This window comes from Kribbella qitaiheensis (genome assembly GCF_014217565.1).
Lineage (GTDB): Bacteria > Actinomycetota > Actinomycetes > Propionibacteriales > Kribbellaceae > Kribbella > Kribbella qitaiheensis_A.
In genome coordinates this window covers 471,841-498,216 of sequence record NZ_CP043661.1, presented here as the reverse complement: position 1 = coordinate 498,216, position 26,376 = coordinate 471,841, and the positions used below count along the sequence as shown (strand labels likewise).

The following is a 26,376-nucleotide window of genomic DNA, read 5'->3' as shown; positions in this document are numbered from 1 at the left end:
CTATGCCTGGGGTGGGGTTCCTCGGATGGTCATGCGTTCGCCGGGGCGGCCGAAGATGCTGAGGATCTCCGCGGGGTCGTCTCCTGTGCTGCCGAACCAGTGCGGCAGCTGGGTGCTGAACTCGGCGATCTCGCCGGGTCCGAGCACCCAGTCCTGGTCGCCGAGCACAAGACGCATGCGGCCGGACAGCACGTAGATCCACTCGTAGCCGTCATGTGCCCGTGGCTCTGGAGTGACTTTGCTGGTCGGGATGACGATCTTCCAGGCTTGCACGCCATCGGGCTGCCCGGTCAGCGGGATCACGGTCCTGCCCTTGATGCGAGCAGGCTTGAGCTGGAGGCGCGGATCGCCCTCGGCCGGCGCCTCGACGAGGTCGTCAAGCGGGACACGATAGGCATGCGACAACGCAAGAAGAAGTTCAAGAGTTGGCCGCCGTTGCCCGTTCTCGAGCCGCGACAGCGTGCTCTTCGAGATCCTCGCCGGGTCCCAGTTCGGGTTCGCCGTACGCCGCGGCCGTATCGATCAGAGTGCCGCCAGCAGCGACGAACGCGGCCAACTGCTCACGAGCTTCGTGCTCGTCGGTGTCACGGCCCCAGGACATGGTGCCCAACGCCTCGCCGCCGGTGAGTACCTCGCGTTTGAGGGTGTAGATGCGCCGTCGCGGCTTCACCCCGGCCGTCCCCGTCGCCTCCGCAACCTGGGTGAGCGTCAGCCGGCGCTGTCCGCGGACTCGCTTGAGCCGGCCCGCGACCCGACCGAGCACTGCCGCGATCTCCACTGCCGAGGCGTCCTGCACGCACTCATCTGACGCCCCTTTCCCACAAACAGCAACCTTGGTAGCCGATCCCCGCCCGCGGCCCCAACCTTGGGACATGACCACTTCAGCACCGAAAGCATTGCCCAGCATTCCTGCGCCGCCGACCAAACATCAGCTGGCCCTGATGATCTGGCTGGCCGTCTTCCCGACCCTGACCGTTCTCAACCTTGCTCTCGGTGGCTGGCTCGGCACCCTCACCCCGGTCGTGCGCACGTTCGTCCTCGCGACCATCGCCGTACCGATCGTCATCTACGGGCTGATGCCACAGTTGCACCGACTCCGCCGCCGCCTCCTGACCCGCACCGCCGGCAACTGAGCAGCCACCAGATACGCCTGGAAGACTTACCTGGGTTAGCCGGTTGCCTGCTGGGGTTCGCCAAGGCGTAGATGGATCCTTGCCGAAGTGGCGCGGGCTTCGGCTTCGAGTAGGCGGTAGCCGCAGTGGGTGGCGAGGGTCGTGGCGCGTTCGGCGTGGGCGCCGGCTTGGGCGAGGTCGCCGAGCCGGAGGGTTGCGGTTGCCAGTCCGAGCATGGCCTGGATCTGGCTGCGGGGCACGGTTGTCCGCTCGGCCAGCTCGTGAGCTCGGGTGTTGTGTCTGAGTGCCTCGTGTGGATCGCTCACTGCGGAGGCCAGGAGGTTGAGGGCGAGCGCTTCGGTACGCGGGTCGCCGCCGTCTCGAGCCAGCGTGAGTGCTGCATGAGCGTGCTCACGGGCGTCCGCGGTTCGACCTTGGTCCCGGGCCACTTCGCCGAGTCCGATGTGGACGATCGCCTGTCCGTCGCGGTCGCCGATCTCAACGCAGTACTGCATGGCCTCGGTGAACCGGTCGATCGCATCGTCGACCCGGCCCGCTTCCCTGTATGCCTGCGCGAGGCCTGTCAGGGCGAGAGCCTGACCGTGCCGGCTGCCTGAGCGGCGATTCAGCTCGAGCGCCTCATCAAAGCAGTCGACGGCCGCCTCCAGGCTCCCTTGATCCAGGTAGACGGCGGCCAGGTTGCCGAGGTTGTTGGCCAGGCCCGCGGTCCGGCCGATGCGGCGATCGAGCGCTATCGCCAGGGTGAGCCGGCCGACCGCCGCCTTCAGCCGCCCTTGCGCTTGATAGACGATGCCGAGGTTGCCGAGAGCGGTCGCCTCGGCCTCCTGCCAGCCGGAAAGCCGGGTCAACCGCAGGCCTTCGTCATAGTGCTGCAGGGCACTCGGTGAATCTCCCAGACAGCGGTAAGCCGTCCCGACACTGTGTCGCGCTGCCGCCTGGGCGCGGACGTCGTCGAGTGCAGTGGCGGCATTCAGCGCGGACTCACCGACGACCAGCCAATCCGTCGAGCGGCGCCGTAGGTGAAAGTAGCCACGCAGTGCGTCGGCAAGCACACAAGCCGCTTCGGGCACGGTCGCTTGCCGTACGGCGGCGACCAGATTCGCCCGCTCGGTGTCCAGCCAGTCCAGCGCGGCTGCACGATCCGCGAAGATGTGAGCACTCGCTGTCCGGGACAGACGGAGCATGTGCGGGTAGAGAAGGTCTGCCGCGCCGACCACAGCCTCGACATACCAGTCGTACAGACGCCGGCTCGCTGCTACGCGATCCGCCTCCGAATCCTCGGCGTCCGAGCGATCGGCCGCATAGGCGCGCAGCAGATCGTGCCAGGCGTAATGGCCGGATGCCGGCTGGTCAAGCAGGTGGGCCGAAGCCAGCCGGCCGACCAGAACCTGCGCGTCCGCGACCTCGATTCCGCTCAGGGCCGCAGCGGCGGGGATGGTGAGGTCGAGGCCGGGGACCAGGCTGAGAAGCCGGAAGAGGCGACGGGCCGGGACAGTCAAGGCCTGGTACGACGCGTCGAAGGCTGCTGCGACTCCCTGCTCGGGGTCATCGTCAATGGTGAGCATCCGCAGCCTGTCGATACGCAACTCGGCCAAATAGTCGTCGATCCGTCGATGTGGTTGCCAGGCCAGATTGGCGGCAGCGATTCGCAAAGCCAGCGGGAGAAAAGCGCAGGCTCGGGCAAGCTCCGCAGTGGCGTCCGACTCGGTGATCACCCTGGCCTCGCCGAGAACGTTGGTGAGTAGCTGATGCGCCTCCGCCTCGGTGAGCGCGTTCAGAGGTAGCGGCAGGGCTCCTTCGCAGGCGACCAGTCCACTCAGGCGATCGCGGCTGGTGATCAGCACGAGGCTCCCTGGTTCGCCTGGCAGCAAAGGGCGGATCTGGTCCGCAGTACGAGCGTTGTCCAGCAGGATGAGCATCCGGCGGCCGGCCATCATCGTGCGGTAGAGCGCGGCTGCCTGGTCAACGTCCACAGGGATCTGGTCCCCCGCCACACCCAGCGCCGCCAGGAAGCCGGTCAATGCGTCGACGGGCCGTACGGCCGGGCCGGCATCGTAGCCACGCAGGTCCGCGAAGAGCTGGCCGTCGGGAAACTGGTCGCGGACCCGATAGGCCCACTGCAAGGCCAGGGTGGTCTTGCCGACCCCCGCCGTACCGGCGATGGTGCCGATCGCCAGACTGCCGCGCTCCGTTGCAAGCAGGGTGTCCAGTCGGTCCAGGTCGACTTGCCGGCCGGTGAAGGTGGCACCCGGCGCGGGCAGTTGCGCAGGGATCGGCGGACCCGACAGCTCCAGTGATTCCGGCGGCCGCAGTAAGGCGGGGTCCTGGCGGAGGATCGCGGTAACCAACTCGCGTAGGTCCGGGCTGGGCTCGATGCCTAGCTCTTCGGCCAGGGTCGTGCGCAACCGCTGGTACGCCGTGAGTGCGTCGGCCTGCCGGCCGGCTCGGTACAACCCGAGGATCAGATTGCCGTGCATCTGTTCGTCGAAAGGATTGTCCCGCAGATGCTGTTCCAGCTCGGGCATCAGCTGGGCATGCTCACCCAGCGCGAAACGAGTCTCCAGCAACGCGTGCCCGGCTCGGCCATGCAGGTGTTCGAGCCGGTCGGCCTGCTCCTCGAGCCAGGGCAACCCGGCGACGTCGGCAAGGGCTGGGCCACGCCACAGGTCGACGACCGCGCGCAGGTCCCGGGCACGGTCGGTGAGTTGTGTGGTGCGGACGGCCTGGTCGAAGAGATTCTCGGCGAGCTCGACATCCGTGTCGGTGCCTTCCACATCGAGGATGTAGCCAGGGCGACGGTATTGGATCACTCCCCTGTCGCCCAATAGGTCCCGTAGATAGGACACATGACTCTGCAGGGTGTTGAGGGCGGTCGAAGGCGCGTCCTTGTTCCAGACGATGCCTACGAGCAGGTCTTTGTCGACCACGGCACCTCGCTGCAAGGCCAATGCTGCCAACAGCGCGCGTCGCCGCAGCCCTGGTACCGGCAGAACCGCACCGTCCAGAACGACGTCGATGTTTCCGAGCAGACGAATCCGCATCGCCGCCCCCTCCCCCGAAGTTCAGGGTATCGGACAGCAGCCCTTGGACGCAGGGACTTTCGAACCACGTCCGGCCGACGTTTCAGCGCCGCTTCAGAGCTGTTCCAGCCTTGCTCGCCAGCCTGAGACAACGACGGCAGGGGGCCGTCGCTCAGTGAGAGAGGCACCGCAATGCAGATTCCTTCCATCCGTCGTCGCAGACGGCTTGCCCGCCCGGTAGCCCTGGCGGTCATCGGGGTGATGACCGCCGCGACCCTCGTCGGGGCGAACAACGTGACCGCGGCCGCGAGCATCCCTTCGGCGGCAGCGGCACAACCCACAGGCGGCGGTAGTGCCACGCCGCAGGCCTCGGACTTCCGGGCAGCGGCCAAGGCGGCGCACCTTCAAGCACCCCGTCAGACCGCGGCCGCCGGCAAGCTCGTACCTGGCAGCACCAGCAAGGTCGTACCTGGCAGCACTGGCAAGCTGGCACCCAGCCTGGCGCCGCACATCTCCAGCCAGTTCGACGGCATCAACCGGAGCCAAGGCTGCAGCATCTGCACGGTGCCTGACCCGTCCGCGGCATCCAGCCCCAGCCAGATCGTCGAACTCGCCAACCGGTTCATCCAGGTCACCAACCGGACCGGGGTCGTGCAGTGCGGCGGCGGCATCACTCTCAACCAGCTGCTCAGGAGCAGCGACAAGCTGATCAAGCCGCGACTGCAGTACGACATGGTCAACAAACGGTTCAGCCTGATCACGATGATCATCCAGCCGGGCAACGCCATTCCCGCCATGTACGCCGCGGCGAGCCGTACCTCTGATGCCTGCGGGATCTGGAACGTCTACCGGATCACCATGCGGGGCAGCCTCTTCCCGGCCAACATGCAGATGGACCTGCCGACCCTCGGTCAGGACGCCAACGCCCTGCTGGTTTCCACTCGCAACACCAACAACGGCCTCACCTTCACCCTCTTCGGGCTGCGCAAATCCATCCTGTACAACAACACGTCGCTCAGCTTCAACGCCTTCAGCACCGCCTCCGCGGTCGCTCCGGTCACGACCGCCGGCAACCCGATGGTGCCGAGCCCGTCCACGTACTTCCTGGGCTCGCTCCCCGGGTTCGGGTACCGGCTCTACCGGCTGAGCAACTCTGGCGGTAGCGGCGCAACGCTGACACTGCAGGCCGACATCTCCGCACCCTTCACCGCGCCGACGCGGCCGGCCCGGCAGCCGAACGCGATCAGTCTCGACAGCTCGGCCGGTGACATCCGCTCGACGCCGTACTTCGACGGCAGCAAGATCTGGTTCACCCATGTGCGCGACTTCGGTGGCTTCCCGACCGTGCGGTACGGCGCTGTGAACATCGCCAACAACACGGCAATCACCGCCGACGCGTTCCACGGCAACAACACCGACGACTTCAACCCGTCCATCGCCGTCGGGATCTCCCCGGCCGGCCCGATCGTCTACCTCAGCTGGGTCTTCACCGACGCCGACGCGGGCCAGGGTGTATCTCTGACCGTGAACCAACTGCAGGCCGGTCAGCCCATCACCACGCTGTCCGCCAGTGACCTCCTGTACTTCATCGGTTCGGTCAGCGACAACAGCACCGCGCTGTACGGCGAGTACTCATCGGCATCCATCGACGCAGGCACCTCCAACGGCAACTGCGCCATCTCCGCCCAGCAGTACTTCGGCACAGACGGCACCTGGCGAACCCGAGTAGCCCGCATGGGCAACTGCTGACCCACCACCCCATGGGACGACCCACCCGGGTCGTCCCATGGGCGTGTCCCCACACCCCTCCTACGCCGGCGCTAGCGCTAGCTGGAACTGGAGCGAGTTGGTGAGGCCGGCCATGCATGAGATCGACGGCCTTCGAGGGGTGGGCTAGCTGAGTTTGAGGAGGAGGTTGGTTAGTTCGGTTGGCATGGTGATCATGCTGTCGTGGCCGGTGGGGAGTTCCCAGACTTGCGCAGGGGTGCCGTTTGGTTGGGTGGCGGGGACGGGGCGGCGGGCGTAGCCCTCTGGTACGCCTACTACGCAGTGGATGTGGGTTCGTGGGATTGTGTGCGCGAGTGGATTGTCCAGGCGTACTGGTTGCTGTAGGCAACGGACCGACTCGTCTGACAGCATCGCGCGTAGCCAGGCGATGTCTGATGGGTCGGTGACCCCGAACAGGTCCGAGGACGACGGTGGTTCGGGTGGCGGGATTCGCCAGTCGCTGCCGGACTTGGCGGCGAGGTCGATCAGGAGCTTGGTCACAGGCATCACGTCGCACGCGGTCTCGCCGTCCTCCGGGACCATCGCGTCGAGGTAGACCAACTCCGCGATTCGATCAGGGAGCTGGTTGGCCACGGCTGAGATGACCAGGCCGGCGTAGCTGTGCCCGACCAGGATCACGTCGGTGAGGTCGTCCTCGAGAATCAGGCTGACGATGTCGTCGACGTGTGTGTCGAGTCCTACCTCGCGAGTGAGGAGATGCGCCTTGTCACCGTGGCCGGTCAGCGACGGCGCCAGCACCTGGTGGCCCGCTGACGTCAATCCCGGGACCACGCGGTCCCAGGCTTGGCCGCTGTGCCAGGCGCCGTGCACCAGCAGATAGGTGGACATATTTCGCTCCTTGTACCTGGGCCGGTTGGAGGCCCGGTTCTCGATCTGCGACCATAGGGTTAAACGGGACACTGTCCCGAATCGAACATACGGGACAGTGTCCCGTTTAGTAAAGCCAAGGCGAAGGAGACGATGCGGGTGAGCGACGCGGGCGCACCATCCGTGGCCAGGCCCAAGCGGGCGGACGCGCAGCGCAATGAGGAGACCTTGCTGGCGGCGGCCGCCGCTGTCTTCGTCAAGTCCGGTGTGGAGGCGCCGATCCGCGACATCGCAACCCAGGCGGGAGTCGGAACGGCCACGATCTACCGGCACTTCCCGACCCGGGCGGATCTCATCCTGGCGGTCTACCGGCATCAGGTCGACGCCCTCGCCGAGGCCGGACCAGCCCTCCTGGCGAGCAGCACGAGTCCGCACGCCGCGCTGAAGCAATGGATCAGCCTGTTCGTCGACTTCCTGGTCACCAAACACGGACTCGCCGGCGTACTGCAGTCCGACGACCCTTGCTTCGACCCGCTGCACACCTACTTCCTCGATCGGCTGCTGCCCGTCTGCACCCAACTGCTCGAGACCGCCGCCGACTCCGGCGAGATCCGCCCCGACCTGGATGCCTACGAACTCATGCGCGGGGTCGGCGGCCTCTGCGCGGGGGCGGGCAACAACCCCCGGTACGACGCCCGCCGCCTGGTCGACATCCTCATCGCCGGCCTGCGCCGGGACTGACCCGCGCACCCCGCGCGCCGTCCCTCAGAAGTCCGCTTCGTCCTGACGGAACAGATTCACAACATCATCTGCCCCGTCGTCCGGGCCGTGTGTCAGCACGTGGCCCTCAGCAGCCGGGAGCCGCCAGACGAACCCGGCTCTGGTCCGCCAGCACAATAAGGACGCGCGCCGAGCGGGCCCTGCGTGGGACGGTGGTGGAATGGTGATAGGCCCGTACGACGGTGACCGCGAGCCGCTGCGACCGTTGTTCCGGCTCGCTGACGACTCGGATTCGCAGATCGACAAGTACCTGAACCTCGGTGAGGTGCTCGTCGCCGAGGAGGACGGCGAACTCGTCGGTCAGCTGCAGTTGATCGCAAGCGGCGAGCAGGCGTTCGAGCTCAACAGCATGGCGATCGTCGAAAGCCGCCGCGGTACGGGAATCGGCCGCGCGCTGGTCGCCGCGGCCATCCGGTACTGCGAACAACGCGCCGCGGTACGGCTGCTGGTCGCGACCGCCGCGGCCGACACCGGCAATCTGCGCTTCTATCAGCGGCAAGGCTTCCGCATGCTTCGCATCGAGCGCGACGCGTTCACCCCCGACACCGGCTACGCCGAAACGATCATCATCGACGGGGTCCCCCTGCGGGACCGCGTCTGGCTGGACCAACCTCTCCCCGCACGCCCGAAGTCTGAAAGTGAACCTCACCAGCTCTGAACAACGACCAATCACCCCTGTTCTGCGATGTCGCCCTGGCCGAGCGAATCGAGCGGGTGGAGAAAGTACTCATCGAGACCGCGGCGCGCGCGGCTCATCGCCGTACGGGCAGCGGCTTCGTCATCCCCGTCGCCGGCGGACTGGCGAGTTTCGCCGATGACGACTCACCGTTCAACAAGGTCGTCGGGCTCGGCTTCGGTGGAGTACCGACCGCGGCCGAACTCGACGAGATCGAACGCGCGTACGCCGCCCTCGGCGCACCGGTACAGGTAGAGCTTCCCCATCTCGCCGACCCGGACATCGCCCTCGCCCTCACCGAGCGCGGCTATCGACTGGAGTCGTTCGAGAACGTGCTCGGCATCGCGATCGAGGACAAGTACGACGCGGTCACCCCGGACGGCGTCGAGATCCGGCCCAGCGGCGACGACGAGTTCGACATCTGGCTCAACCTGATGGCCGACGCTGTCGCCGTCCCTGACACCCAAGGCGTTCCGTGGCGCGAAGAATTTCCCCGCGACACCTACCTGACCGCCGAACGCGATGCCGCCACGGCAGACATCGCTCGCTACATCGCGCTGCGGAACGGCGCCATCGCGGGCGGCGCCGGGCTACGGACAGCAGAAGGCATCGCCCAGTTCGCCGGCGCGGCGACAGCTCCCGCCCACCGCCACCACGGCATCCAGTCCGCGCTCCTGTCGGCTCGTCTCGCCGACGCCGCAACCGCCGGCTGCGAGGTCGGAGTCATCACCACCCAGCCCGCATCAAGGTCACAACAAAACGCCCAACGCCGAGGATTCAGCCTCCTCTACACCCGCGCGATCCTCGTCAAGCACCCAGACCCGACGCCCTCAGTCTGAGAGCTGTGCTGTCAGCATGACCGAGATCAGGACGTTCGGCAGTACCACTCCGAGTTTGGCGACCGCCCGGGCCGGGAGATCGGTCGAGAAGACCTTCGCGTACTCCTCGTTCATCCCGGCGAAGTCGTCAGGATTCGTGAGCAGCACGGTCACCTGTACTACGTCCGCCAGCTTGCCGCCGCCGGCCTCGACGATCGCCTCGCAGTTGCGGAACGCCTGCCGCGTCTGCTCCTGGATCGTCGTACCCGCCATTTGGCCGGTCGCTGGATCGATACCGACCGTGCCTGACACGTAGATGGTCGACCCGACCCGCACACCCTGGCTGTACAACGGCGAACTGGGGGCGCGGTCGGTCCTGATGATCTGCTTGCTCATCGCCTGACAGTAGATCCCGGATCGAGGTTCTGGAAGGTGAGCGAGCGGTTGTCAGGCAGTCGTTTGATGCCGTCGGGGTGGAGAATCCGGCTCTACACTCCGGCGGATGGGCGTCGGTGCGCGTGGTTGATCGGCCGGACGGTCGACCACGGCCGCCGGCCGGCCTGACGTAATTACTCGGGCGCCGGGGAGACTGGTCCGGGAGTCCTGCGGCGGTTCAGAGGGCGCGGAGGGCGTTGCTGATTACCTCGCTGAGGGCGGGGTGGATCCAATACGGCTGCTGGGCAAGGGTTTTTGCGTCTATCCCCAGGGTCATCGCAAGCACCAGGGGCTGGATCAGGGTTAGCGCCTGGGAGCCCATCAGGTGGGCGCCGAGTAAGAGGCCGGTGTCGCGGTCGGCGAGGATTTTGCAGAAGCCGTCGGTGTCCTCCAGGGCCCAGCCGTAGGCCACGTCGGCGTACCGCGTGGTGCCGACCGCGTAATCGCGGCCGGCATCGCGACAGTCCTGTTCGGTGGCTCCGACGAACGCGATCTGCGGATTGCTGAAGACCGCGGCCGGTACGACGTCGTGGCTTGTCGCCCGCAGCTCGTCGGGATGCCGCAAGTTGTGCGCCACCACCTCGGCCTCCCGATTCGCGACATGCTTGAGCTGGTACGGCGAGCAGATGTCGCCGAGCGCGAAGACGCCGTCCGCCTCCGTGCGCTGATAGTCGTCCACCACCACCCGGCCATCGTCGAACGTTTCGATACCGCTCTTGGCCAGATCGAGCCCGTCGCTGTTCGGCGTACGGCCGACCGCGACCAGCAGCATGTCGGCCTCAACCACTGTGCCGTCGTCCAGCACCAGCCGGAGCTCACCAGCCGAGCCCTCCAGCCGCGTCAGCTCCCGCCCCAACTGCAGCTCGAAACGGCGACCGGCGAGCTCAGTGAAAGCCTCCGACACACTCTCGTCCTGCGTACCGAGCAGTTCCTCGGCCTGTTCGACGATGACGATCTCGCTCCCCGCCGCGGCGAACACCTCCGCCAACTCCACCGCGATGTACCCACCGCCCAGTACGGCGAGTCGCCGCGGCGGCTGGTCGATGCGCATGATCGTGTCGGAGGTCTCAAACGGCAGGCCCGAGTCCGCGACCTGCGGCGGCACCGTCGGTCGCGCTCCGGTCGCCAGCACGATCTGCTCTGCTTCGATCGCGACAGAGGTCTCGCCCTGCTCCACCTGAAGCCGCTTCGGTCCAGTGAACCGAGCATGACCGTCGTACACGGTGATGAAGTCGCTCTTCTCGCGCCCCTCCCGGCCTTCAGCCGACTCGGCATCGAGCCGGCTGAACACGCGATCACGCACCTGCCGCCAACGCATTCCCCGCAGCGACGCCTCAACCCCGTACTGCGCGGCTCCGCCGACCGTCCGGGCCACGTCCGCGGTGTAACCGAGCATCTTGGACGGAATGCAGCCGAAGTTCAGGCAGGTGCCTCCGAACGGCCCGTCCGCCACGATCGCGACATCGAGATCGGCGAAGGACGAATCGACGACCATGTTGCCCGAGCCGGCACCGATGATCACCAGGTCGTGATGCCGTGGATCAGGCACCAGGGGTCTCGCGGGGTTGAGCCGAGGATCCTTCCACGGTGGACTTGATGCCGGTCACCGTGCGCTGGAGTGCCTCGTCGATCGAAGGGCCTTCGGCGTTGTCGGTGTGCAGGCGAACGGTCAGCTTGGAACTGCCGTCCGCGACGAAGTCGACGTCAAGCTCACCGTGGTACTCGTGCGGTCCGGGCGCCGACCAGCGCAGCTTCCGGCCCTCCTCGACGATCTCGAAGATCGCCTCGCTCCTGACCTCATGCTCGGGAGCATCATCAGGATCGATCACCGCCGCGACCTCGACCCGCTCCCGCACCGGCTCCCCCGGCCGGCGCGCCTCCAGCCCCTGCGCCTGCTCGGAGCGTTCGTCCAGCCGACGCGCCTCCGTCATCTGCGGCAGGTACTCCGGCAGCCGCTCGATGTCGGACAAGTAGTCGAACAGGATGTTCGCCGCGACGTCGACGACGGTCGAAGCCTCGTAATCACCCATCACAATCCCCTTCTCACGATGTCGTCATTGCGCGGTGACCCGACGGGCTGCCTTGTCGAACAGGTGGTCCGGCATCAGCCGCCGCAAGGGTGGGATCACCCTGGCGGCCACTCCGACCGGATAGCGGCTGCGCGGTCGATCAGCCGTGACCGCGTGTTCGATCACCTCGGCGACCTTGTCCGGGCTGATGCCGTTCTTGGACGCGCTCCGCAGCGACTCGCGGAACGCGTCGATCCGGGCCGCGTAGCGCTCGTTGGCCGGAAGCCGGTCGAGCGTCTGCACGGCCTTCGCCCACAGCGGCGTCGCGATCGGCCCCGGCTCGACGATGGACACCGCGATCCCATCGGGCGCCAACTCCTGCCGCCAGGCATCGCCGATCGCCTCGATCGCGTACTTCGACGCGTGATACGCGCCGGCGAGCTGGACCGACACGAGCCCGCCCATCGAGCCCACGAACACGATCCGGCCGCCGCTGCCGGTACGCCGAACCAGTGGCAAGGCCAACTGGGTCAGCGACACCTGCCCGATCACGTTGACCTCGAGCTGCTCCCGCAAGCTGTCGATCGGGAGCAGCTCGAGCGGACCCGCGATCCCCTCGCCGGCGATGTTCACCACCGCGGTCAGACCATCGGACCCCAGCTCCGCGTCCACCGTCGCGACGAAGGCCTCGATCGAGGCACGATCCGTCACATCAACCTGGTGCGTGCTGACGGAACTCGATGTCTGCCTGCCGAGGATCTCACCGTCGGCGGCGTCATGGACTCCCGCGAAGACCCGCAGGCCCATCCGGTCCAGACGTAAGGCGGTTGCCGCGCCGATCCCACTGCCGGCGCCGGTCATCATCACGGCCTTCACCGATTCATCCTCTCGTCGAGTACGCTCTGGCCGTCTCAGACCCCGGGGCGGTTGACATCGCCGCGCCAGCCGCCCGTCTCGGCGCCACGCTTCTCGATGAACTCCTTGAACCGGTTCAGGTCACCCTTGACCCGGTGACTGATCAGTCCGGTCTTGTCGGCCGCCTGCTCGGCGATTCCGTCCGGGTCGACGTCCATCTGAGCGGTCACCCTGGTGGTCGTGTCCGCCAGGCGGTGGAACGTGATCACACCGGCATGCCGCGGCTTGGAGTCGGACGCCCATGCCACCCGCTCGTCGGGGTGCTGCTCGGTGATCGTCGCGTCGAACTCACGCGTCACGCCCGCGATACTGGTCACCCAGTGCGTATGCGTTTCGTCGAGCTGCTTGACCTGATCGACGCCCTCCATGAACTCGGGGAACGACTCGAACTGGGTCCACTGGTTGTAGACGGCGCTGATCGGTGCCTCGACATCAACCGACTCGGTGGTGTTGCCCATCTCTTGGCTCCTCCTCAGGCCCCGCCACTGCGGGGCGTAGCTGTCGTACCTTTCGTACTCCCGCCGGTACCCACGCTCCAGCGTTGAAACCCGAAACCTGTGCACGCCCGTTGCCGATGCCTGCGGCAACTTCCCGGCGCCTCGGAGCCTTCGACGGCCCTGAGGCGGGGCGGCGCTGAGCGGATCCGGGGGCCGGGATCGTACGGTGGGGGCGTGAGCACCTTGGGGCAGCGGTTGGACACCGTGCAACGGCGGCATCGGCGCCTCGGATTTCCGCTCGCCGTGATCTACAAGTTCTTCGACGACCAGGGCAGCTATCTCGCGGTGATCGTCACCTACTACGCCTTCGCGGCGATCTTCCCGATGCTGCTGATCTCGTCATCCGTCCTCGGGTTCGTCCTGCAGGGCAACGAGAGCCTGCAGAAGGCCGTCCTGGAGTCGGCGCTCAAGGAGTTCCCGATCGTCGGTACCCAACTGGCGACCCCACAGGGTCTGCAGGGCAGCACAGCCGCCGTGATCGTCGGCACGCTCGCCGCGGTGTACGGCGTCATCGGGCTCGGACAGGCGGTGCAGAACGCGGTCAACGTGACCTGGGGAGTCCCCCGCAACGGTCGGCCCAACCCGTTCCGCGGGCGGTTGCGGTCCGGCGCACTGCTGTCACTGGCCGGTCTCACCGTCCTCAGCTTCGCCACCCTGACCGTCCTGGTCGGAAGCCAGGTATCGATGTCCGGCGACGTGGCCAACGGCATGGGGTGGCTCGTTTCGATCGGCTCCGTCCTGGTGCTCACCGCCATGCTGACGCTCTGCCTGCGCCCGGGCACCAGCCCTCGGCCGGCCTTCCGGAAGGTCATTCCAGGCGCGTTCCTGACCGCTCTCGGCTGGCATCTGCTCGAACGCCTCGGCGGCATCTACGTCAACGACGTACTGGCAAAGACGAGCGAGGTGAACAGCGTCTTCGCGCTGACGCTTGGGCTGATCGGCCTCATCTACGCCGCCTCGGTGATCGCCGTGATCGGCGCCGAGCTGAACTCGGTGATCGCCTACCGGCTCTACCCACGCTCGTTGCTGGCCCTGTTCACCGACTCGGCCACCGACCTGACGCCGGCCGACCATCGCGCCTACGCGATGTACGCCCAGGCCCAGCGCCACAAGGCCGCCGAAACGATCGAGGTCACCTTCGAGCCGCTCGAATCGGCCGATCCCGCGTCGCCGCCGAAACCTCCACCGGCCGGATGACGAACGCCGTACTCTGCGGGAATGGAAATCCCGATCGCCTTTCATCAACTGCTCAGGTCGACGGCGGTTGCCTTCGTCTCCACCGTGGGGAAGCGCGGCGAACCGCAGGTCACTCCGCTGTGGTTCCTCTGGGACGGCGAATCCGTCCGCATCAGCCTGGTCGAGGGACGCCAGAAGCTCCGCAATCTGCGCCGTGATCGCCGGATCGCGGTGGTGGTGGTCGACCCCGCGCACCCGACCCACTACATCGAACTCCGCGGTACGGTCAGCGACCTCACCCCCGATCCGGACCTGGCGCTGGAGCGTTCGATCGCGGAGAAGTACGCCGGGGAGTGGACGGACAGCGAGCCGCCGGGCACCCCGCGGTACGCGACCAGCATCGTGGTCGAGAAGACCACGATGCAGCAGGGCGCTCCCCCCGCCAACCAGATCTGAGGCCCTCCGGGAAGGTCATCGCGCGGTGCGCGAGGAAGACAACGCGTTCGGCGCACTCAGACCGCCCCCCGTACGGGCGTCTTTGTGCACCGGCTGAGCATCCCGCCGCCGGAAAATGCTCACCGGATGCACAAAGGCCGGCAACCGCTGGGGGTGTTCCGCGCCCTTGTGCATGGCCTGAGCGTGCGACCGGCCCGGAACACTCAGCCGGTGCACAAAGACGTCCAGGCCCCCGTAGGACTACTTCGCGCTGACCAGGCAATCCGCATGGTCAGGCAGCGGGCGGGGTGTCGAAGGGGGCGGTCCAGGTTTGGTTGGGTTGGTGGGTGCCGCAGGAATAGGTGGCTACTACGGAGCTGGCGTTGGAGAAGTCGCTGCCTGCGATGTCGACGCAGACTCCGCTGGCCTGGCGTAGTTGGCCGGAGCGGTTGTAGGTCCACTTCTGCCTGGTGTCGTTGGTGTTGCAGGTGGCCAGGCGTAGGCCGGTGGAGTCGCCGGAAATGCAGAGGGCAGTGTTCTGCAGCGACGAGATAACGCCGCTCGCCTGGCGCTGCCATTGCTGGTTGCTGTTGCCGGTGCAGGAGTACAAGGCGACCTTGTTACCGGCCACCGCGCCGGAGTAGGCGTCCAGGCAAAGGGCGGATGCCTGGAAGGCGCTCTGCGGCGCCTGGATCTGACCGACGGGGATGGGGGTCCCGCAGCTTCCGGGGTCGACGGTGTACATCGCGGTGTCGTGGCTCGCGATGGTCGTAGTGATCGACGACTGGACCGACAGGTTGGTGTGGTTCCAAAGATCCCGGGCGGTGCGGGTGCAACTGGTGTTGCCGAAGCCGACCCGCGCGAGGTCCAGGGTGTAACTCGTCGAGGCGGCGCTCTTGTTCAGTACTGCGACCGCGCGGCGGCCGCCGGCGAGCGGCTTGACGACGACATCGATCCCAGCAGTGGCCGAGGCGTTGTCGCGGGATGCGAGGTAACCGCCGGCGCCCAATGCGTCCTGATCGACGGCGATGATGTCGCTGTTCTTCAGGATGTTCAGTTGAGGCGCGTACGTCGTGGGATCGGCAGCCATCTTGCGGATGTCGGAGCTGATCATCAGCGGGGACCCCATCGCCGACCAGAGCGCGAACTGACTGCGCTGCTCGGCAACGGTGAGCTGCTTGTTGTCACCGATCAGCAGCATGTCCGCGTCGTTGTGGTTGCCCGGGCCGTTGTAGCGGGCGAGCGCCACGGTGTCGTTCAGGTTCTGGAAAACCCCACCCTCGTAGTAGTCGCCGCCGTGCGGCCAGTTCCAGGCCGAGGCGCTGTCGCCATGCCAGACGGCGATGTCGGGGCTGACGCGCCACATCTGGCCGAGCGTCCGGACCCAGTCCATCGAGTTGTACTTCTCAGCTGTGGTCGGGCCGTAGCCGGCCGGCGCGGACTCGTTGAAGAGGATCTTCCTGCTGGTGTTGGCCGTTGCCGTCTTCAGGGCATTCGCCATCGTGGTGAAGATCTGCTGACGGTTGCTGCTGGTCGTCCCACAGTTGTCCAGCTTCAGTGAGTCGACTCCCCAGTAGGCAAGGGAATTCGCGTCCACTTGCTCGTGTCCCAGCACTCCGCCGGGCACGCCCTGACAGGTGTTGACGCCCGAGGTGCTGTAGAGACCGGTCTCCATCCCCTGGCTGTGGACGTAGTTGGAATAGTCGGTCAGCTCGAAGTCGAAGCCGGGCTGGCTGCTACCGCCCCAGGTTGCCGCTCCGTGCAGATAGCCCGCGCTGGTGCGCTGCATCCAGCAGTCGTCGACGGTGAGGTTCTTGTAGCCGGCGGCAACGAGGCCGGTGTCCTTCATCGCCTTCGCCTGGTCCTGCATGAACTGCTGGAACGAATACCCGGTCCGGGTGCCGTCGAGGCGGGCCTGCGCGGCGCAGGTGAAGCGCGCCCAGTTGTTGAAGCCCATCATCGGCTTCGCGCCGATCGCGGTGCTGGTGTTCGCGGCCACGGTGTCGGCACCCGCCGCGTGGTGAGTTGTCACTGCGAGACCGGTGCTGGCCAGAACAACCGTTAGGGCGAGACCGGCCAGTCGTCGATGCATTTTCACGGGGGCTCCGTTCGAGGGAAGAGTCATGAGCCGATGGCCGGGTCGCTCGTGGACGCAGCGCCGGTCTCGATGTGGCCGGCGAACCGGCGTACGAACGCGGTGTCGTTGTTGCTGGTGACGGTGATGTCGTACCAACGGTTGCCTGCGGCAACACCCCAGTTGGGCACCGCCCGGGTAGCGCCGGGCTGGACGGTGTAGGTGTACGCCGAGGCCGGCTCGTAGGCGTCCACACCCTTGAAGGTCACGGCGGTCGTGCCGCCGTTGATGAAGGTCAGGTCGACGTAGCCGGTGCTCGGGTTGTGCCGGGCCGTGACCTCGGGGCCGAGCCTGCCGATGACGCCGGCCCGCTCCTGGACCCACCCGTTCGGACCGTGCACGGAGAACTGGTAGCGGGAGGTACTTCCCGAGGGCAGCGCCCAGGTATCGACGAGGGACTTACCGCCGCCGACCGTGTACGGCCACGGACCATCGCTCCGCGTAGCGGAGGTGACATGGAAGCCGGCCCCGGCCGTGCCGCGATTGGCGAAGGTGAACTGCATCCGGCCGCTCACGACCTTGGTATCCACGGCGAGGTCGTAAGGCAGAGCCCTCGCAGAGCGGGTGCCGGATTCCTGCTGCGGAAGCGCGCCTGTCGCCGGCGGCACGGGATGGTAGGAGGGCGACGTGCTGTGGGGCAACGGCGGCTTGTACGCCGTTGTGCTGGGCAACGTCGGTTTCGCGCTGTTGGCACCGGTGAAGTCGAAGGCCGAGGTGAGGTCGCCGCAGACCGTCCGCCGCCAGTCGGAGACGTTCGGGTTGGTCACGCCGAAGCGCTTCTCGATGAACTGGATGATCGAGGTGTGGTCGAAGGTCTGCGAGCAGATCCAGCCACCGGTGCTCCAGGGCGAGATCGCCAGCATCGGCACCCGCGGGCCTAGCCCGTACGGCAGGTTGGTGTTGTAGCTCGAGCCCGCTCCCCCGGTGTAGATCTCACCGGCGACGCTCGCAGTGGACAGACCTTGGGCGGCAGACGCCGGCGGAAACGGCGGTACCACGTGGTCGTAGAAACCGTCGTTCTCGTCGTACGTGAGCAGCAGCACGGTCTTGCTCCACACCTCCGGGTCGGCGGTGAGTGCGTCGAGGACACCCGACAGGTACCAAGCGCCGTAATTGGCCGGCCAGTTCGGGTGTTCGGTGAAGGCTTCGGGGGCGGCGATCCAGGAGACCTGCGGCAGATTGCCGCCGAGTACGTCGGCCTTGAGCTTGTCGAAGTACCCGTCGCCGGCCTTCGCGTTCGTTCCTGTCCGGGCCTTGTCGTACAAGGGGTTGCCGGGTTGGGCGTTGCGGTACTTGGTGAAGTACAAAAGCGAGTTGTCACCGTAGTTGCCGATGAACGGATCCGAGTCCCAGCCCCAGCCGCCGGCGGCGTTCAGGCCGGAACCGATGTCCTGGTAGACCTTCCAGGACACGCCGCCTTGCTCCAGGACCTCGGGGAAGGTCTTCCAGCCGTAGCCGGCCTCCTCGTTCCCGATCACCGGGCCGCCGCCGGAGCCGTCGTTGCCGACCCAGCCCGTGTACATGTAGTAACGGTTGGGGTCAGTGGCCGACATCATCGAGCAGTGGTAGGCGTCGCAGATGGTGAACGCGTCGGCCAGTGCGTAGTGGAACGGAATGTCGTTGCGGGTCAGATAAGCCATCGTGGTCGTGGTCTTGGCCGGGATCCACTGGTCCCACCTGCCGCCGTTCCAGGCCTTGTGGGTGCCGTTCCAGTCATGGTTCAGATCCTCGATGAAGGTCAGGCCGAGATTGCTCTTGGCCGGCCGGAAGGGAAGCGTCTCGGTGCCGTTGGCAGCCGCCTGATGCCAGACGCTCTTGCCGCTGGGCAACGAGACAGGGTGTGGATCCCCGAAACCGCGGACGCCGCGCAGCGAGCCGAAGTAGTGATCGAAGGAGCGGTTCTCCTGCATCAGTACGACGACGTGCTCGACATCCGCGATCGTGCCGGTACGAGTGGCCGCCGCGATGGCGGCGGCCCTCTCGATCACTCCCGGCAACGCCGTGGCCGCGGCGGCGGCACCGGCCAACTGGAGGAACCTCCGGCGGTTGACGTTGGTCATGCTCATCTCCTCGCGTGGGGGCGGACTGCCGCTTCTTCAGCCGACTTGAGCAAGGTCTCTGCTCATTGTTGAACGAAGAAGCACTTTTTGCGCAGTTATCAACATCGAGTGTCAGCATCATGAAACCGCCCCCGCCCCCTGTCAAGCACTCACTTCCACCCGACCACCCCGGACCAAGCACCCAGCGTCACGTCAAGGTTGCCTGTGCCAGAGGTGGGTACTCGGTACTGATGGGTGACGAACGATTGATCGAGACCGCACGACGTTTGTCGCTGGCGCTCTCAGCCGGCGATCTGGACCAGACGCTGAACAAGATCACCGCGGCCGCGGTCGAAGTGCTCCCTGGTGTCGAGTACGCCAGCATCACCGTTCTGCACGCCGACGGCAGCCTCGAGACGGCGGCGCCGACCGATGACCTGATCGTTGACCTGGACGCGACGCAGTACCGGCTCAAGGAAGGCCCCTGCTACGACGCGGCGACCGACACGGTCCACGTCACCGCGCCCAACCTTGCCGCTGACGAGCGCTTCCCGGCGTACGCCGCCGCCGCGGTGGCGGCCGGCATCCGGGCCCAGGCCGGCATCCGCCTGTTCGACGCTCCCAAGTCCCAAGGCGCGCTCAATCTGTACTCCCGCAACGTCGGAGCCTTCGCGGATTTCGAGGTACTGAGCCGGCTCTTCGCCCATCAGGCCGCGACCGTGATCGAGTACGCCAAAGAGATCCAGAGCCTGCAGGAAGCGATGCACACCCGCACCACCATCGGCCAGGCGGTCGGCATCCTGATGGAGCGGTACAAACTCAACGACCAGCGCGCCTTCGCCTTCCTCGCCCGCCTCTCGCAGCACCGCAACGTCAAACTCCGCCGCATCGCCGAAGAGATCAACGAGACCGTCGACCCCCAGGGTGGCCCCTGAACCACCGCGATCCACAACGCCCTCCAGGCAGGGGTCTCTAGTTGCCGGCCACCATCAGCCAGCTGAGTTGGATGTCGGGTGAGGGGGTCGGGGTGATCGTGACGGTGGCCTTGCCGTCCGGGCCGACGGTGATGTCGCGGTACTCCGCGGCCTCGTTGGAAGCGGTGAAGAGTCGTTCCTGATCCACGACCGCGCCGTTGACCGAGACCTGCGCCGCCCGGTTGGCCCAAGGCCAGGGATCGAAGTAGCCCGCGTGGATGGTGTACGTCCCCGGCTCGAGGCCATCGAAGGTGTAGACGAGCGACTCGTGGTTCTTTGCGTACCGCAACGTGTTGTAGAGGTCGCCGGTCACAGTGCCTGAGGTCGCGCTGGCGCCTGTGTAGCCCCAGGTCTTCCCAGCGGTTGCTCCGGGCTCGAGTTCAGCAGCGCGACTTCGCCGGCGGCTACTCGGGTCAGCGTCTGCCAGTCCGACGTCGCCGCGCCGCCGACTCGAGCGCTGCCGCCCGAACCGCCGGACTCAGGGCCTGCCAGCCTCGTGCGATCGACATCCGACCACCTTCCCGGAACCAGTCGCCCGGCAGAAGACACCGAACACAATCGATCACGACCGTTCCACCTCGAACCCACCACCCGGGACGGCTGCCCCGGGTGGTGGGTCCGGCGGTCAGCTGGACGAAACGGAGTACGAGTTGGTGGTGAAGTTCATCCCGCCGGACGACGAAGTGATCTCGAAGCCGAACTGCACCTCGCCGACAGTCGTGTCACCCATCCAGCCCCTGCCGCGAATCCAGTTCAGGACGGCCTTGATGTCGACCGACCCGGCATTGGTGTTCGAGGTACGGATGAACGAGAAGACCTCGTTGCCGCCGTTGCTGCCGCGATAGATGTCCCAGCTGTGACCACCCACCGAGGCCGTCGCCTGCTTGCTGCCGATCGGGCCGACCGCGCCCTGCTTGTTCATCCACAACATGATCTCGTACGCGTTGTTGCCGGCCCAGATGTCGTACGTCGACGTGTACGCGCCACCGCCCGGCCTCGAGACGTTGAAGTTGCTGGTCAACGAACCGAGCGCACTCACCTGCCGGCCGATGTTACGGGCCGAATGCGGATAGGCCTTCACCCCACCCGTGTTGGGGTGATCCGCCCAGACTCCGAAGTTGCTGTAGGAGTTGGCCCAGATGGTCTGGGCGCCGGCTCCACCGCCCCAGACGTCATTGCGCACGGTGTAGCCACCGTTCGACCAGGAGCCCCACTTGTCCGACGACGACCAGGTCGCCGCATTGGCAGGAGCCGCCGTCACCAGGCCCGCGGTAAGCACTACCAGCACTGCGATTGCTGCCTTGCACCATCTCGCCATTTCCGTTCCTCTCGTCGAGCCCGACCGGCGGCCGGGCCTTGGGCGAACGCAGGGGACAGAATTTTGTCGAAGCGCTTCGAAATCTTCACAGCGAGAAATCGAAGCGCTTCGACGAGTGTGACGACACTGTAGAACGCCGAAGCGGTCCGCGCCAGACCTTGCAGGCGACCGGCCGTGAACCAGCGACTTTGCCGGCCTCGACGCACTATCCTGAAATCGAAGCGCTTCAATTTTCTGAGGCCCGAATCGCGGAGGAAAGCCATCGTCACGATCGCGGACGTCGCCCGCCAGGCCGGGGTGGCCACCAGCACGGTCTCCTATGTTCTCAGCGGCAAGCGATCGATCTCCGGTGCGACGCGCGACCGCGTCCAGGAAGCCGTCCGAGTGCTCGGTTACCGGCCGAACGCCAGCGCCCGCGCGCTCGCCTCGAGCCGGTCGAACGTGCTCGCCCTGGTGATCCCACTGCGCGCCGGCATGCATGTGCCGGTGCTGATGCAGTTCGCCACCGCGGTGGTCACCACCGCCCGCCGGTTCGACCACGACGTCCTGCTGCTGACCGCGGACGAAGGCCGCTCTGGCCTCGAGCGCGTCTCGCAGAGCGCACTCGTCGACGCGCTGGTGGTGATGGACGTGGAGCTCCACGACGAGCGGGTGCCGCTGCTGCGGGAGCTGCCGATGCCGTCGGTGCTGATCGGGATCCCGGCCGACACCGAGGGTCTGACCTGTATCGACCTGGACTTCTTCGCTGCCGCGGAACAGTGCGTCGACCACCTGACCGATCTCGGGCATCGCGAGATCGCCTTGCTCGGAACGCCTTCGGCGGTCTACGAACGCCAGACCGGCTTCGCCGCCCGGACGATGGCGGGTTTCCAGGCCGCGGCCGAGCGGCGAGGAATCCAGGGCATCGAGACTCCCTGCGAGTCCACCTTCGACGCGGTCCTCGGCACCGTCGGCGAACTGCTGCGCGAGCATCCCGGCATCACCGGCCTGGTGGTGCAGAACGAGCCGATCATCGGCCCGCTGCTCGATGTGCTGCGCAGCCTCGGCCGGCGGGTCCCCGAGGACATGTCGCTGCTGGCGATCTGCGCCGACGACGTCGCGGAACGGCAGGTGCCCAAGTTGTCGTCGGTCACCCTTCCGGCCGACGAGATCGGCCAGCAGGCAGTGGAGGCCCTGATCGCCAAGCTCGACGGCAACCAGGCGCCGGCAGTGACGCTGGTGCCCGCGCAGTTGACCGCCCGCGCGAGCACCAGCACCGCACCCTGACCTTCAGTTCCTCACCACCGCCTGAGCACCTGCGGCCAAGACCAGTTGTCCGGTGATCTCGGCGGACGACAGCAGTTCATACCCGGCGATCGGTACGACGGCTTCCGCGTCGCCGTGGTTGATCAAAAAGGTCCAAGTGGTTGCGCCGGATCGTCTTCGGACCATTTCGACCCCGGCAGCCAACTCGGGATCGTCGACCCCTGCCTCGCGAGTCACCTTCGTCACCAGGGACCGGTACGCGTCATCGTCGAGCTGGGTCGACACGTACCAGGCCACGCCATCGCCGTACTGATGTCTGGTGACGGCAGGCGATCCGTCGAGTACGCCCCCGCGGTACCGGTCGACGGCCTCGGCACCGGCCAGCTGCACGTCCTCGCTCCACAGACTCCCCCAGGCACCGGAAGCCAGGCTCACCTCGCTGATCGGGTGAAACTCCTCGACCCGCAACCCGAGGACCTCTGTGAAGGCACCCGGATAGCCGCCGAGCCACACCTGCGCGTCGGCGTTCACGATCCCGCTGAAGTAGGTCACCAGCACGTGCCCACCGCCTTCGACGTACCGGGCGATCGAGGCGGCGGTCTCCTCCGAGACCAGGTAGAGGCTGGGCACGACGACCAGCCGGTACGCCGACAGGTCCGCCGCCGGAGCGGCGAAGTCGACACCGATGCCGGCCGCCCAGAACTGCCTGTGCGCTGCCTCGACCGCGGTGAGGTAGTCGAGGTCGGAGGACGGCAGCTGGGTCGACTGCATCGCCCACCAGGCTTCGGCGTCCCAGAGAATCGCCACCTCGGCCAGGACCGAGCCTCCCTCGATCTCCGCCAGCCGCGGCAGCCGGGAGCCGAACTCGGCAATCTCGGCGAACCGCCTGCTCTGCGCACCGGCGTGCGGCACCATCGCGGAGTGGAACATCTCGGCGCCGCCCCTGGAGGCTCGCCACTGGAAGAACATCGCGCTACGCGATCCGCGGGCGATGTGGGCCAGGCTGTGCCGGGCCATCCGGCCGGGCTCCTTGGTGTGCAGCCGGCCGCCGTCATGCACAGTGCCGGCGGCCTGCTCCATCAACAGCCACGACCGTCCACCGGCCCAGCCGCGAGCCAGGTCCGCGCCGAACGCGGTCTGCTCCTCCGCGCCGATGCCCGCGCTGCCGGGATAGTGGTCGATCGCCACCAGGTCCACCTCGGCTGCCCAGCGGGCATGGTCGACCGGCACCCATCCCCCGAACACGAAGTTCGTGGTGACCGGGAGGTCCGGGGAGAAGCCGCGCAGGATCGCCTTCTGTTCGGAGAACGCGCTGAGCAGTTCGTCCGACCAGAATCGCCGGAAGTCCAACGCCTGCGTCGGATTCACCAAGTACTGCGTGGCCCGCGGCGGCTGGATGTCCTCCCAGTTCGCGTAACCCTGACTCCAGAACGCGGTGGTCCAAGCGGCGTTGAGCCGATCCAGTTCGCCGTACCGGTGCTGCAGCCAACGTCGGAACGCCGCAGCGGCATGGTCGCAGTAGCAAACGGTGCCGTACTCGTTGTGGACGTGCCACATCGCCAGCGCAGGATGCCCTGCGTAGCGTCCGGCCAGCGCCCGCGCGATCCCTGCCGCGGCCTCCCGATAGGCCGGCGCGCAAGCGCAGTACGTATCCCTGCTCCCGTGCATCAGCCGGGAGCCGTCGGGCTTCACCGGCAGGGCATCCGGATGCAGCCGGCTGAACCAGGGTGGCGGTGATGCCGTCGGCGTGGCGAGGTCGACCTGCACCCCACCGTCGTGGAGCAGGTCCATCACCTGGTCGAGCCAGCCGAACTCGTACCGCCCTGGCTCTGGCTCCAGGCTGGACCAGGCGAAGACTCCGACCGTCACCAGGTTCACGCCGGCGCGCTGCATCAGCGCGATGTCTTCCTTCCACACCTCCGGCGACCACTGCTCCGGGTTGTAGTCGCCCCCGAAGTACAGGCCCGTCATATCGGCTCCCCGTAAGGGATCCCGAGACCGTTGGTGGACAGGTAGACCCGCCCGTAGACCCGTGGGTCGCCAGTGATCGCCTCGTTGGTGGAGGCGTACTGATGCCGGTCGTCGTTGATGCGGGTCCAGCTCACGCCGCTGTCGTCCGATCGAAAGATGCCGTCCACTCCACCTACTCTGCCTGAGCTGTAGACCGCCATGCCGGATCGTCCGCGCGCAGCCTTGCCGAACCCGACGGTCTGCGCCTCCTCGATTCCTGTCACCCGCTGATAGCTGAGGCCCTGGTCCACCGAGCGATACAGACCACCGGCACCGGTCGCCAGCCAGCAGTGCCCGGACCGGTCCAGCACCGTTTCGAGCTTGCCGCTACCGGTCGGCAGTCCAGTTGCCGAAGGCAAGAAGTTCACGCCGCCGTCGAGACTCCGGTACGCCGTACCGGTGGCCGGATCGAAGGCGTAGAACAGGCTCGGGTTCACCCGGTCGGCGACCATCGCGACCTGCTGCGGAAGGCCGGCCACTGATGTCCAGGTCGCCCCCCGATCGCGCGAGTAGTGCGGTAGCACGTCACCCGGCACCCAGACGATCGTCCGCGCGTCCGTGCTCACCACGATCTTCCCAGGCTGACTGGAACCGGCCGGCTCGCCCGCGAACGGCTGCCAGCTCGCCCCCGCATCGGTCGAGAAAGCACCGCGTTGAAGACTGCCGCCGTACGCGACCCGAACCACGAATCCCTCGGTCTTCGCCGCGTAGTCGAGGCTCGGCGAGCTCCCGCTGACCGGGTTCGCGGCCTGCCCGTCCGGCGGTACGACGTCCAGCCGGTCGTGGCGGTAAACGCCGATGTCACCGAGCGCGCTGACCAGCGGCGGTCCCCACGGCGGGCTGATCAGGTCGAGGACTGCCGTCTCCTCGAGCCCTTGGGCCCGCACCGACCAGTGCGTACTACGGCCCTGCTCCGCGTTCGTCACGTCGTCGGTTCCGAAGATGGTGGCCCCGGTGACGTACATGACCTTGTCCGAGTCGAACGGGTCGATCGAGATGTCCCCGATCATCCAGCCCAGCTTGGGCGTCTCGTGGAAATCCAGATACGGCGCGCCCGAGGTGTCCAGCACGATCTTCGACCCGATGGAGTGCCACGTCGCTCCCCCGTCGACCGACCGGAACACGTCGTCCACCGGACCCCATCTGCTCATCGTGGAGACCATCACCGTGCCGGGCCGGCGCGGATCGACCGCGAGCCCCGCGTACCCGAACCCTGCCTCGCCGCCGGTGTTCGGGCGCAACGGGGTGATGTCGGTCCAGACGCCGGTCGCAGTATCGAGCTTGTGCACGGCGCCGTTGTACATCTCGTACGGTCCGGGCAGATCGCCGTAGGTCAGGTAGAGCTGCCCGTCGGAGGCGAGCTCGCCGTGATGCGGCATGAGTCCCGTCGGTTGCCCCGGCACGGCCGACCAGGTCTGCCCCGCGTCATCGCTGCGCCACAAGGGATTGGCGGGGTCGGTCGACCCGACGTAGATCGTCCGCGTCGGCCTGCCACGCCGGTCGCCGCACTGATCGAAGAAGACGAAGCCGAGCCCGATCCCCGCAGTACCGGTGGCCGGGAAACTCTCCACCCGTGCCCACGTCTCGCCGCGGTCGGTGCTTCGCCACAGGCCCTGGTTGCGGGTGCCGAAGTACAGGATCCGGCCGTCGCAGGGATCGACCGCGAGCCGCTCGCCCATCGATCGACCCGGCTCGTTGCCGCCCAGCTTGAACGGCAGGTCCGTCCGCCGGAACGTCCTGCCCTGGTCGGTCGAGCGCAGGATCGCCCCGTTGATCGGCGACCACTCGTTCGTATAGGTGCCGACGGCAAGGAAGAGCCGGGACGGATCGGCCGGATCGATCGCCAGGCTCTCGACCCCGGTCAGGCTCCAGTCCCGGAGGCCGACCCAGGCCAGCAACTGCACCCAGCGCTGAGTCCGCGGATCCAGCCGGGCCGCCCCGCCGATGTCTGTCCGGGCATAGACCAGCCCGCGTTGCTTCGGGTGATGGATGATGCCGGTGACGAAGCCGCCGCCGACGATCTCCACGTTCCGCCAGCGATACCCCTCCGACTGCCGGTACCGCGTCGCCGCCGCCGGCTGGGTCGAGGCGGTGACGGCGACGGCCGCCGCGCTGCCCAGGGCCAGGAAGTGTCTGCGTGGAAGATTCATCCCACTCCTTCTGAAGA

Annotated in this window: 23 protein-coding genes and 1 pseudogene; 9 read left to right on the top strand and 15 right to left on the bottom strand. The window is 67.0% G+C overall.

Annotated features, from left to right (window positions below; all coding sequences use genetic code 11):
• A complete protein-coding gene (locus tag F1D05_RS02270) occupies window positions 1–405 on the bottom strand; it encodes a cupin domain-containing protein (protein WP_246486374.1) in 405 nt (134 codons plus the stop codon).
• 91 nt (window positions 406–496) lie between these two features.
• Window positions 497–601: pseudogene (locus tag F1D05_RS02265) on the bottom strand (aldo/keto reductase); the annotation flags it as partial.
• 271 nt (window positions 602–872) lie between these two features.
• Between F1D05_RS02265 and F1D05_RS02260 the strand changes: the two are divergent.
• On the top strand, window positions 873–1,133 hold the full coding sequence (locus F1D05_RS02260) for a hypothetical protein (RefSeq protein WP_185445773.1): 261 nt from the start codon (window positions 873–875) through the stop codon (window positions 1,131–1,133).
• Window positions 1,134–1,168: 35 nt separating this feature from the next.
• On the opposite strand, the gene F1D05_RS02255 is transcribed toward F1D05_RS02260, so the two are convergent.
• Complete coding sequence (locus tag F1D05_RS02255) at window positions 1,169–4,174, bottom strand: AfsR/SARP family transcriptional regulator (RefSeq protein WP_185445772.1); 3,006 nt, start codon at window positions 4,172–4,174, stop codon at window positions 1,169–1,171.
• A 171-nt stretch (window positions 4,175–4,345) separates the two neighbouring features.
• Between F1D05_RS02255 and F1D05_RS02250 the strand changes: the two genes are divergently transcribed.
• The gene (locus F1D05_RS02250; RefSeq protein ID WP_185445771.1) at window positions 4,346–5,902 is read left to right on the top strand and encodes a hypothetical protein; all 1,557 of its coding nucleotides are present in this window, start codon (window positions 4,346–4,348) and stop codon (window positions 5,900–5,902) included.
• Between the two features lie 144 nt (window positions 5,903–6,046).
• On the opposite strand, the gene F1D05_RS02245 is transcribed toward F1D05_RS02250, so the two are convergent.
• Entirely contained in the window at window positions 6,047–6,769 is a 723-nt protein-coding gene (locus F1D05_RS02245; RefSeq protein ID WP_185445770.1) for an alpha/beta hydrolase, read from the bottom strand.
• A 138-nt stretch (window positions 6,770–6,907) separates the two neighbouring features.
• Between F1D05_RS02245 and F1D05_RS02240 the strand changes: the two genes are divergently transcribed.
• The 3 genes from F1D05_RS02240 (at window position 6,908) to F1D05_RS02230 (ending at window position 9,043) form a co-directional block, all read left to right on the top strand.
• Window positions 6,908–7,489, top strand: coding sequence for a TetR/AcrR family transcriptional regulator (locus tag F1D05_RS02240; RefSeq protein ID WP_428994990.1), 582 nt, complete (start codon window positions 6,908–6,910; stop codon window positions 7,487–7,489).
• 199 nt (window positions 7,490–7,688) lie between these two features.
• A complete protein-coding gene (locus F1D05_RS02235) occupies window positions 7,689–8,186 on the top strand; it encodes a GNAT family N-acetyltransferase (protein WP_185445767.1) in 498 nt (165 codons plus the stop codon).
• Window positions 8,187–8,242: 56 nt separating this feature from the next.
• Window positions 8,243–9,043, top strand: a complete 801-nt coding sequence (locus F1D05_RS02230; RefSeq protein WP_206686048.1) for a GNAT family N-acetyltransferase — start codon at window positions 8,243–8,245, stop codon at window positions 9,041–9,043.
• Here the strand turns inward: F1D05_RS02230 and F1D05_RS02225 are convergent.
• The 5 genes from F1D05_RS02225 to F1D05_RS02205 all read right to left on the bottom strand — a co-directional run bounded on the left by F1D05_RS02225 (window position 9,035) and on the right by F1D05_RS02205 (window position 12,839).
• A complete protein-coding gene (locus F1D05_RS02225) occupies window positions 9,035–9,418 on the bottom strand; it encodes a RidA family protein (RefSeq protein ID WP_185445765.1) in 384 nt (127 codons plus the stop codon). The two genes, F1D05_RS02230 and F1D05_RS02225, sit on opposite strands and share 9 nt — an antisense overlap.
• A 217-nt stretch (window positions 9,419–9,635) precedes the next feature.
• Window positions 9,636–11,006 (bottom strand): mycothione reductase, encoded by a 1,371-nt coding sequence (locus tag F1D05_RS02220; RefSeq protein WP_246486373.1) that lies wholly within the window; start codon window positions 11,004–11,006, stop codon window positions 9,636–9,638.
• On the bottom strand, window positions 10,999–11,487 hold the full coding sequence (locus F1D05_RS02215; RefSeq protein ID WP_185445763.1) for an SRPBCC family protein: 489 nt from the start codon (window positions 11,485–11,487) through the stop codon (window positions 10,999–11,001). The genes F1D05_RS02220 and F1D05_RS02215 overlap by 8 nt, the downstream gene beginning before the upstream one ends.
• A gap of 24 nt (window positions 11,488–11,511) precedes the next feature.
• On the bottom strand, window positions 11,512–12,342 hold the full coding sequence (locus tag F1D05_RS02210; RefSeq protein ID WP_185445762.1) for an SDR family oxidoreductase: 831 nt from the start codon (window positions 12,340–12,342) through the stop codon (window positions 11,512–11,514).
• A 35-nt stretch (window positions 12,343–12,377) separates the two neighbouring features.
• Window positions 12,378–12,839 carry an SRPBCC family protein gene (locus F1D05_RS02205; protein WP_185445760.1) on the bottom strand — a complete coding sequence of 154 codons (462 nt, stop codon included), beginning with the start codon at window positions 12,837–12,839 and terminating at the stop codon, window positions 12,378–12,380.
• Between the two features lie 213 nt (window positions 12,840–13,052).
• Here F1D05_RS02205 and F1D05_RS02200 point away from each other — a divergent pair, with 213 nt between their 5' ends.
• Window positions 13,053–14,075: a YihY/virulence factor BrkB family protein gene (locus tag F1D05_RS02200; RefSeq protein WP_185445758.1), complete on the top strand. Its 1,023-nt coding sequence runs from the start codon at window positions 13,053–13,055 to the stop codon at window positions 14,073–14,075.
• Window positions 14,076–14,096: 21 nt separating this feature from the next.
• Window positions 14,097–14,510, top strand: coding sequence for a PPOX class F420-dependent oxidoreductase (locus F1D05_RS02195; RefSeq protein ID WP_185445756.1), 414 nt, complete (start codon window positions 14,097–14,099; stop codon window positions 14,508–14,510).
• Between the two features lie 271 nt (window positions 14,511–14,781).
• Here F1D05_RS02195 and F1D05_RS02190 read toward each other — a convergent pair whose 3' ends face one another.
• Window positions 14,782–16,581, bottom strand: a complete 1,800-nt coding sequence (locus F1D05_RS02190; protein WP_185445754.1) for a ricin-type beta-trefoil lectin domain protein — start codon at window positions 16,579–16,581, stop codon at window positions 14,782–14,784.
• A gap of 29 nt (window positions 16,582–16,610) precedes the next feature.
• Window positions 16,611–18,683, bottom strand: coding sequence for a phosphocholine-specific phospholipase C (locus F1D05_RS02185; RefSeq protein WP_185445752.1), 2,073 nt, complete (start codon window positions 18,681–18,683; stop codon window positions 16,611–16,613).
• Between the two features lie 230 nt (window positions 18,684–18,913).
• Here F1D05_RS02185 and F1D05_RS02180 point away from each other — a divergent pair, with 230 nt between their 5' ends.
• Window positions 18,914–19,597, top strand: a complete 684-nt coding sequence (locus F1D05_RS02180) for a GAF and ANTAR domain-containing protein (RefSeq protein WP_185445750.1) — start codon at window positions 18,914–18,916, stop codon at window positions 19,595–19,597.
• A gap of 37 nt (window positions 19,598–19,634) precedes the next feature.
• Here the strand turns inward: F1D05_RS02180 and F1D05_RS02175 are convergent, their stop codons facing one another.
• A complete protein-coding gene (locus tag F1D05_RS02175) occupies window positions 19,635–19,949 on the bottom strand; it encodes a hypothetical protein (protein ID WP_185445748.1) in 315 nt (104 codons plus the stop codon).
• 312 nt (window positions 19,950–20,261) lie between these two features.
• The gene (locus F1D05_RS02170; RefSeq protein WP_185445746.1) at window positions 20,262–20,954 is read right to left on the bottom strand and encodes a glycoside hydrolase family 12 protein; all 693 of its coding nucleotides are present in this window, start codon (window positions 20,952–20,954) and stop codon (window positions 20,262–20,264) included.
• Between the two features lie 207 nt (window positions 20,955–21,161).
• Between F1D05_RS02170 and F1D05_RS02165 the strand changes: the two genes are divergently transcribed.
• Complete coding sequence (locus F1D05_RS02165; protein ID WP_343066666.1) at window positions 21,162–22,220, top strand: LacI family DNA-binding transcriptional regulator; 1,059 nt, start codon at window positions 21,162–21,164, stop codon at window positions 22,218–22,220.
• A 3-nt stretch (window positions 22,221–22,223) separates the two neighbouring features.
• On the opposite strand, the gene F1D05_RS02160 is transcribed toward F1D05_RS02165, so the two are convergent.
• Entirely contained in the window at window positions 22,224–24,170 is a 1,947-nt protein-coding gene (locus F1D05_RS02160) for a beta-galactosidase (protein WP_185445744.1), read from the bottom strand.
• Window positions 24,167–26,359, bottom strand: a complete 2,193-nt coding sequence (locus F1D05_RS02155; RefSeq protein ID WP_185445742.1) for a WD40/YVTN/BNR-like repeat-containing protein — start codon at window positions 26,357–26,359, stop codon at window positions 24,167–24,169. The genes F1D05_RS02160 and F1D05_RS02155 overlap by 4 nt, the downstream gene beginning before the upstream one ends.
• Window positions 26,360–26,376: the final 17 nt, after the last annotated feature.